This window comes from Novipirellula sp. (genome assembly GCF_041583735.1).
Classification (GTDB): domain Bacteria; phylum Planctomycetota; class Planctomycetia; order Pirellulales; family Pirellulaceae; genus Novipirellula.
The window spans coordinates 1-8,794 of sequence record NZ_JBFHFD010000355.1; the positions used below are offsets into that span (position 1 = coordinate 1).

An 8,794-nucleotide genomic window follows, 5' to 3' on the forward strand; every position below is an offset into this window, starting at 1 on the left:
CCGGGCAACCACTGCGGATAATTCACCATACATGAAACCCACAATCGGCCTTTTTCATCAAAGGCAATTTGGGTGGGGTTTGCCAATTCAGGAAATTCGCGTTCCGAAGCAAACAACTCGATGCGAAAATCCTCAGGCACGTTCATCTGAGATATCGATTCTTCGGGCGTGGGATACTCGAGCGTCGTTGGCTCACGCATCTTGCGGAAGTTTTCGTCACGCGAACCGAACATGGTTTCCGGAGTAAACACTTCGCCTGTTCCCGAATCATCGGGGTTATCGGCAACCGGCCGACCCGCGGCGATGTCCCAAACGTAGGAATCGCGAACGTCGACCATCTGTCGAATCTTGCGGAACTCGGTCGGGAAGGTCTCGGTATCCCAAGTTCGGCGGCCGCCGTAGACATACCAACCGTTCAGCATGCGGTAGTCTTGAGAATGTAGCCATGATTTGTCATTGATCGCGGTACGAAGCTTTTCCTTGCGAGCGGGGTCAACGCTTGGCAGCGGTTCGTCGAATAATTGCGCGTCGATCAAACGAGCAAGCTCCTCGTCGCCTTGTTCGTTTAGATGAATCCCATTGATGGTGAATTGGGCCCCTGGTTCGGCGGAGAACAATTTTTCAGTGGCCTCGAAAACATCGACCACGCGGTAACCGTCTGCTTTTCCAAACTCGCCAATGGCCGCGGCGTATTTAGCAAGAACCGCGTTGCGCTGATCTGCATCCGCGTGCAAGCGTTTGCCGGTCGATTCAAATGCGATGGGCGTGACCAATACAAACGAGGGCTTGCGACCATCAACCGTGAAATCAGTGGTCAGTTTGCTGAGGTATTTGCGATAGTCCGAGACAAACGTTTCGATCGCTTCGGCAGAATCCCCCGCAAAGGATTCGTTGAAGCCAAAGAAGCAGAGAAAAAAGTCGCCGCCATAGACCTTAAACGGATCGTCAATCAGCGTGTAGTTGCCGGGACGCTGCTGGTTGGCAACTTCATCGGCAGGCCAACCAAAGTTGCGGAACTGGATCCGTTGATCGTGAGTTCGCAATTGGAAAAGTGTCTCCAAATTGCCGAACAAGTTCATTCGCTCTGCGGTGCTGTTGCCAACCAAGGCAACGCGTTGTCCGTCACGAAGCTGAATCGACTCGGCAAAACAAGCATGACCCAGCACTGCGAACGAGATAAAAAACGCGGCAAACGCGAGGATTTGGGGGAACCGATGACGGATCGGCATGGAAGTTCACCTAACGGATAGGAGGAAAACAGGATGTGGTTATATTGAAGGGGGGGCAGGATTCGCCGCGATAAGGAACAGGCGAATGGGGGTGGTCAGGCAGGATCAGAGATCACCCAGCGACTATATTAGTCAATGATTTTGCCCCTGGCACCACTCCAGGACCGGTAATTCTGTCGCCGAGAGTGTTCCCATTTCCGATTATGCGTGTTCGGAGACAAGCATTTTGCCGAGTTCGGAATTCCAAGACGCTGATTCACCCGAAGTCGATGCACCCGAAATCGATACTGCGGCTACGGCGATACCCGTTTCGAATTATCGAGGCCCGATGGTCAGCGTCCGCGAGTATGGTGATGCGTTTTCGGCCGAAACGACGCGAATTCGGCTGGCGGCCGCCGGCATTCGCTCGATCGTGACCGGCACCGATGCCGCGGTGGCTCTCAGCATGGGCGGCGCGGGGACAGACCGCTTGGTGCGGATCGAAGTTGCTCCGGCCGACTACCAACGGGCCATCGATCTGTTGGCGGCCGACGAGAAATTGATCCAAAGTGCGGGGCCCTGGATTTGTTCGCGATGTGAAGAACAGAACGAACCGGCGTTCGAAGTCTGCTGGAGTTGCAACAAACGACGTAGCGAGGACGATGCCACCGGACGACACGATCCGAACCACGACGAGAGTGTTGTATCGACGCTGGGTGCTGGTGACTTCATCGGTGAAACCTCGCCGGATCCGATGGTCGTTTCAACCAATCCCTACCATCCGCCAAATCCGATTTCGGATCTACCGAAACATCCACCCGCGTTGCCAATCGATCGCTGCGATGCGCAGTCCGTACTCGATGAACCGATCGATGTCGCCGTCAAACGGGCGTACTTGTCGTCGATCGTGGGCGTCTTGGTGTTTCCACCGCTGCTGAATTTTTATTCGCTGTACGTCACTCTCACCATTCCAACGACTGCTTATCGTGACGCTAGGGCGCGAAGAAAGTTGATCTTTGCCTGGACCGTCAATTTGATTTGTATTCCGCTGGGGGTCTGGTTTTGGCTCAGCATGTGACCATCGTTTTGGTCATCTTGATGTGAGGCAAGGTGACTTCGGTGAACCGTTCTCCCGTCGCCGTATAACCAAGCCGCTCGTAGAACCTTCGAGCGACCTCGCGAGCATGCAGCTGAATGCATTGCACCCCCATGGATTTCAATTCCAATTCGACTCGGCACAGCAGATTCGATCCGATTCCGCGACCTTGCCGTGTGGCATCGACTGCCATTTGACGGATTTTGGCGGTGGTCGGTGAAAGCAGCATCACGGACACGCAGGCGAGCAATTCATCGCCACCGAGCATGCCGAAATGAAGTTGATCGTGTTCCGCAGCAAGCTGTTCCGGGCTAAACGCGAGCCCCAGCGGTTGACGAAGCACCGCATGACGTAGCTCAACCGCTTGACCATACAGGTCGGACTGAAATTCGATGGTAACGAATTCGATTGACAAAGATGGGTCGCTATCGCTGGGCATGGCGTCAAATCAACAAGGGCTCTGGGTTGTGAAGTTAGCTCCGTCGGATTACTGCCGTAGCGGAACTCGTCAAGAGTTTCGACCGGTGCCGGGATTCACGAAAGTCTTGACGACTTCCGCTACCAGTGAGGACCGTCACTTAAGGTTCCGACGGCCCTTAGTTGAAGCTTGCATAAACCACCGCAGCGAGCCCAAGCAGATTTAGGGTGGCGGCCAACGCGAATTGGATTCGATAAGATCGCTTGTAGGTTTTGTGACGTAGCCAACGGCCGGCGATCCAGCCCCCAGGCCATCCACCGACGAGCGACCACCCCAGTAGCGTTCGCTCGGAAATCCGACGTCGATTCGTTTGCGCGGCGCGTTTGTCCCAGGCGTACAGAATCGCGGTGATCAAACTTGCTACCAGTGTCCAAATTGCGAAACCGATTAACATGAGCGGATACTTTCCCTGACCTTCTTCATTTTGAGCTCTTTCTGATGTCGTCTCGTTCTGGCCAATCTCGTCCTCGTCGCGGATCTTCACGTCCTGCTGTTTCCGGGTCCGGAACGTTTGGTGGCGGTTTAAAAGGGGTGAGGGATTGCATGACCCCCGAAGATTATTTCGGCGTTTTGGAGCATTGGCTCGCGTTGGAAGGCGAGGCCGAACGCGCCCGAATGGCGCTGCGACGGCAAATGCGTTCACAACGAGACGTGGAAAGTACCGGGGAAACCCTCGTTTCGCTACACATGTCCGATCATAAAACAGGGCTGGCGGGCCGATTGCTACTGGATTTTGTCAAACCCCACGGCGACCCGTTGCCAATGAACCGCTTAAAAGTCGGTTCCCCCGTCGTGATCTCGGACTGGTCCGATGCGTCCGACGAAGGCATCGCCGGAGTCGTCAGCCGCCGCAAACATAACACGATCCAGGTGGCGACTGAGCAGTGGCCATCCGGGTCGACGTTTCGCATCGATCTGTCGCCTGATGAAACCACACGTCGACGCCAATTAGCGGCAATGGCCAAGGCGCAAGTCGCGACCGCTCGGACCGGCCGTCTGCGGGACGCGCTGTTGGGGTTTCGCCCGATTCGGTTTGCGGATTTGCCTGATGTCCAATTTCTGACCGATTTAAATCCGCCACAACAAGACGCGGTGCGTTTTGCGTTGTCGGCACAAGACGTCGCGATTTTGCATGGGCCTCCGGGGACCGGAAAAACGACGACGATTGCTGAGGTCATTTACCAAGCCGTCGCTCGCGGCGAACGTGTGCTGGCGTGTGCACCAAGCAACACTGCGGTCGACAATCTGCTCGAACGCTTGGTGGCGATCATGCCCAATGTGTTGCGAGTCGGCCATCCGGCGCGAGTGTTTGAATCGCTGCGAGGGCATACGCTCGACGAACTGGTGGATGCCGATCCTTCGACCGAGATCGTTCGCGATATGCGTCGTGAACTCGAGCATTTGATGCGGGCAGCAGCTAAGAAACCACGAGGCCGTGAGGGTTTTCGTCGCAAAGGCGAATTGTATGCCGAAGCGGGACAGCTACGCGGGCAAATCCGCTCGCTCGAACGCAGCGTCATCCGCAGCGTGATCGATTCGTCGGACGTCGTTTGCACGACCACCACGATCGACGACGAATTGTTGTACGACCAGGACTTTGACTTGGTCGTGATCGACGAAGCGTGCCAGTGCACCCAGCCCAGTGTATGGCAGGCCGTGCTGCGAGCCGAACGGCTGGTGTTGGCTGGCGATCATTGCCAATTGCCGCCGACGGTTTTGAGTGATGAAGCCGCGCGAGCGGGTATGAAAGAATCGCTGATGCAGTCGCTCGTCGAGCGAGAAGGCGATTCGGTGTTTCGCCGCTTGGTGGTTCAGTACCGAATGAACGAAACGATCATGAATTTTTCCTCCGAAGAATTTTATGAAGGCACGTTGATCGCCGATGCTTCTGTTCGTTCGCACCAGCTAAGCGATTTGCCTGAGGTGATTGAAAGCGAATTGACCACTCAGCCGATTGAGTTCATTGACACCGCCGGAGCCGAGTTTGACGAAGCGCTCGAACCGGATGGTCAGAGCAAATTGAATCCTAAAGAAGCCAATTTGATCATTCGTTTGATTCACGAGTTTCTTGACGCCGGAGTCCAGCCAGAACAGATTGCCGTGATCGCTCCCTACGCGGCTCAGGTGCGACTATTGCGTTCACGCTTAGAGTTACCCGAACTTGAAATCGATACGGTCGACGGTTTCCAAGGCCGCGAGAAGGAAGTGGTACTATTGACGATGGTCCGCAGCAACGATCGAGCCGAGATCGGCTTTTTAAGTGACACCCGGCGGACTAACGTCGCACTGACCCGGGCGCGTCGCAAAATGATCATGGTGGGTGACAGCGCCACGCTGGCCAGTCACGATTTTTATGCGTCGCTGCTGAAATATTTCGAAGATGCCGACGCCTACAAATCGGTCTGGCAGTACGGCGACGTCTAACTAGCGAAACCGTTTTGGCGTCGCGACGCTCGCCAGAGCGTGGAGTGTTTCGACGTACTGTCCACCGTCTGGCGACGGTAGCTACTGTTTGTTACGCAACGGTCTTTAGCAAGATCCACCACCACGATACCAAATGTGAACTTAGGTAATTTGGCGATTGTGCTTGCTACGTTCGCGTCCGAATGAGTACAAACGAGGTTATGAGCGCGAGTTACTATTTATCGTGTCTTTGGCCAGGATTGCCAGAGCTGTGGTGGCGTGGCCGGATGGCTTCGTTACCGCTGGCGATTGCATTTTGCCTAGCGCTAAATAGTTTTTTGGTTTTTGGCTGGGTCTATCCCGGCTGGATTTCGGGCGGATTGTTCTGGATGGCCACGTTGGTGGGCGTCGCGGTGTGGGGTTTCTATGTGGTCCGCGGACTGCGAGAATTGCCCGAATTAATTCATCCTCGCAAAGTCAGTGAAGAGCCCGATCGTTTTCGCGAAGCGCATGCGGCTTATTTGCGAGGCGATTGGGAAGCGGCTGAGAAACTGCTGACTTCGGTTCTGGCAATCGAGCCGCGCGACCCCCCGTCGCTATTGATGTTGTGCTCGGTTTATCGACATCTGGATCAATTGGACCACGCCACCGTTCTGATTAACGAAATCAGTCGACTTGAGGTGGCCGATCCGTGGTGGGTCGAAGTGGAAACCGAGCGAAAACGCATTCGTCGTGCGATGGTGGCGGAAGAGGAATCCAAGGGCAAAGCGAAGAGTGACGCGCGAGAGAATCCCACTAATCGCGAAGCGTCCCCCTCCGAAAACGCTGCCGATATGACAGCAGACCGTGCAGCCGCTGCTTAATGCTAGCTTTCTAGCTCGACTGAGGCCTCAGCGAGATCGGGATGCTGTGAAGTTCTGTAAGAAAACTTCGACCTGTTTTTTAAGACAATTTGCACGCGATCGCCCTCTTTTCTGGTTTCCTACGTCAAGCTCCTATCCCCGGCCTTTGACCTAACCGATAGAATCAGACATAGAGTCAAAAAGTCATTGCGTTTGACTGAGGATCATTCCGTAATCGTCGTTACGAATCAGACCGCCATTGCCATCAAGTGTAAAAGTGGCGTACGGTTTGCTTATCTGACTTATTGCGAAATGTATCGCCAGTTTGACAGCCTGGGTAAACGAGATAATAGATATGTACGAACGCTTTACCGACCGCGCCCGAAAAGTCATGCAATTGGCTAATCAGGAAGCACAGCGGTTTAACCACGAATACATCGGCACCGAGCACATTTTGTTGGGCTTGGTCAAAGAGGGCAGTGGTGTTGCCGCCAATGTGCTAAAGAACCTCGAAGTCGATTTGCGGAAAATCCGACTCGAAGTCGAAAAACTTGTCCAAAGCGGTCCTGAAATGGTCACCGTCGGCAAGTTGCCACAAACGCCGCGTGCCAAGAAAGTCATCGAGTATTCGATGGAAGAAGCACGCAATTTGAATCACAGCTACGTTGGGACCGAGCACATCCTGCTAGGACTGCTCCGCGAGCAAGAGGGTGTTGCGGCTCAGGTACTGATGAACCTTGGGCTGAAGCTTGAAGACGTTCGCGAAGAGGTCTTGAATCTTTTGGGCCACGGGCTCGAAGGTGCCGAGGTCGGCGAACGTGGTGGCCGCAGCGGTGATGGCGAAAGCAGCGGTAGTTCATCCGGCAAGAGCAGCAAGAGCAAGACTCCGGCACTGGACAGCTTCGGTCGCGATTTGACCGAGTTGGCTAAGAAGGGCGAATTGGATCCTGTGATCGGACGTGAACGCGAAATCGAACGTGCGATTCAAATCCTTTGCCGCCGTACCAAGAACAACCCCGTGCTGTTGGGTGAAGCGGGTGTTGGTAAGACCGCGATCATCGAAGGCTTTGCTCAGAAGGTCATCGAAGGCGAAGTGCCTGAGATTTTGGCTGAGAAGCGAATCGTGGTTTTGGACTTGGCAATGATGGTTGCGGGCACCAAGTACCGCGGTCAATTTGAAGAGCGAATCAAGGCGGTCATGACCGAAGTTCGCCGCGTCAAGAACACGATCCTGTTCATCGACGAACTGCACACGCTTGTGGGTGCCGGGGGTGCCGAAGGCGCGATCGATGCCGCCAACGTCTTGAAGCCCGCACTCGCTCGGGGTGAGATCCAGTGCATCGGTGCGACGACCTTGGACGAGTACCGCAAGTACATCGAAAAGGACAACGCACTGGCGCGTCGTTTCCAAGAAATCATCGTCGAGCCGACTGGCAAGACCGAAACGATTGCGATCCTCAAAGGACTTCGCGAACGCTACGAAGAACATCACCGTGTTCAATTCACCGACGACGCGATCGTTGCGGCCGTCGAGATGAGCGAACGTTACATCACCGCACGCTGCTTGCCCGACAAGGCAATCGACGTGATCGATGAAGCGGGAGCTCGGGTCCGACTTCGCACGATGACTCGTCCACCGGATTTGAAGGAAATCGACGAAGAAGTCGAAAAGCTGAACAAGGAAAAAGAGGACGCGGTCGCCAACCAAGACTTCGAAAAAGCCGCCAATCTGCGTGATCAGGCCGAAAAACTTCGCAAGAAGAAAGACCAGATCACCGCCGAGTGGCGTCAAAAGAGTCAGCAGACCGACGGCGTGGTCGACGAAGAAGTGATCGCGGAAGTGGTCAGCAAGATGACCGGTATTCCGTTGACACGTCTGTCGACCGAAGACAGTCTGCGTTTGATGAAGATGGAAGAAGAACTGCACAAGCGAGTCGTTAGCCAAGAGCAAGCCGTTACTGCGGTAGCCAAGGCGGTGCGACGTAGCCGCAGCGGTTTGAAGGATCCACGACGTCCGACCGGATCGTTCATTTTCGCCGGTCCGACCGGGGTTGGTAAAACGTTGCTTGCCAAGGCATTGGCCGAATACATGTTCGGCGACGCCGACGCACTCGTTCATATCGACATGAGTGAGTACATGGAAAAGCACAACGTCAGCCGTTTGATCGGTGCCCCTCCGGGATTTGTTGGCTACGAAGAAGGCGGTCAATTGACCGAAAAGATTCGTCGTCGTCCGTACGCGGTGGTCTTGTTCGACGAAATCGAAAAGGCTCACCCCGATGTGTTCAACATGATGCTGCAGGTGATGGAAGAAGGCCGTTTGACCGACTCGTTCGGGCGTAACATCGACTTCCGTAACACAATCCTGATCATGACCACCAACGCGGGTGCCGAAGCGATCAAGAACGAATCATCGTTTGGTTTCCAAAAACCGGATGGCGATGCCAGTTACGATTCGATGAAGAGCCGAGTGATGGATCAGATCGAACGTGTTTTCCGACCCGAGTTCTTGAACCGCTTGGACGACACGATCATCTTCCGCCACTTGACCAAGGAAGACCTTAAATCGGTTATCGATTACGAATTGTCGAAGGTCCGTGAACGTTTGATGGAACGTGGTTTGGCGATCGAATTGACCGACGAAGCGAAAGAGTTCTTGGTCAAGAAGGGCAGCAACCTCGATTACGGTGCACGTCCGCTTCGCCGAGCGATCGAGCAACGTATCGAAGATCCGCTCAGCGAAGAGTTGCTGCAAGGCACCTTCGAA

Annotated in this window: 7 protein-coding genes; 4 read left to right on the forward strand and 3 right to left on the reverse strand. The window is 54.7% G+C overall.

What is annotated here, in order from left to right:
- The coding region (locus ABX962_RS22285) for an SGNH/GDSL hydrolase family protein (protein WP_372722441.1) at positions 1–1,229 on the reverse strand (1,229 nt) is incomplete at its 3' end.
- A 226-nt stretch (positions 1,230–1,455) separates the two neighbouring features.
- Here ABX962_RS22285 and ABX962_RS22290 point away from each other — a divergent pair.
- Positions 1,456–2,286 carry a hypothetical protein gene (locus tag ABX962_RS22290; RefSeq protein ID WP_372722443.1) on the forward strand — a complete coding sequence of 277 codons (831 nt, stop codon included), beginning with the start codon at positions 1,456–1,458 and terminating at the stop codon, positions 2,284–2,286.
- Here ABX962_RS22290 and ABX962_RS22295 read toward each other — a convergent pair.
- Positions 2,276–2,743, reverse strand: a complete 468-nt coding sequence (locus ABX962_RS22295; RefSeq protein WP_372722445.1) for a GNAT family N-acetyltransferase — start codon at positions 2,741–2,743, stop codon at positions 2,276–2,278. The two genes, ABX962_RS22290 and ABX962_RS22295, sit on opposite strands and share 11 nt — an antisense overlap.
- Before the next feature lie 157 nt (positions 2,744–2,900).
- Entirely contained in the window at positions 2,901–3,176 is a 276-nt protein-coding gene (locus ABX962_RS22300; protein ID WP_372722447.1) for a DUF1294 domain-containing protein, read from the reverse strand.
- A 44-nt stretch (positions 3,177–3,220) separates the two neighbouring features.
- On the opposite strand from ABX962_RS22300, the gene ABX962_RS22305 reads away from it, so the two are divergent.
- From ABX962_RS22305 to ABX962_RS22315, 3 genes are all read left to right on the forward strand, one after another.
- Positions 3,221–5,206: an AAA domain-containing protein gene (locus ABX962_RS22305; RefSeq protein WP_372722449.1), complete on the forward strand. Its 1,986-nt coding sequence runs from the start codon at positions 3,221–3,223 to the stop codon at positions 5,204–5,206.
- A 200-nt stretch (positions 5,207–5,406) separates the two neighbouring features.
- Positions 5,407–6,048, forward strand: coding sequence for a tetratricopeptide repeat protein (locus ABX962_RS22310; RefSeq protein WP_372722451.1), 642 nt, complete (start codon positions 5,407–5,409; stop codon positions 6,046–6,048).
- A gap of 334 nt (positions 6,049–6,382) precedes the next feature.
- On the forward strand, positions 6,383–8,794 hold a 2,412-nt coding region (locus ABX962_RS22315; RefSeq protein ID WP_372722453.1), incomplete at its 3' end, for an ATP-dependent Clp protease ATP-binding subunit.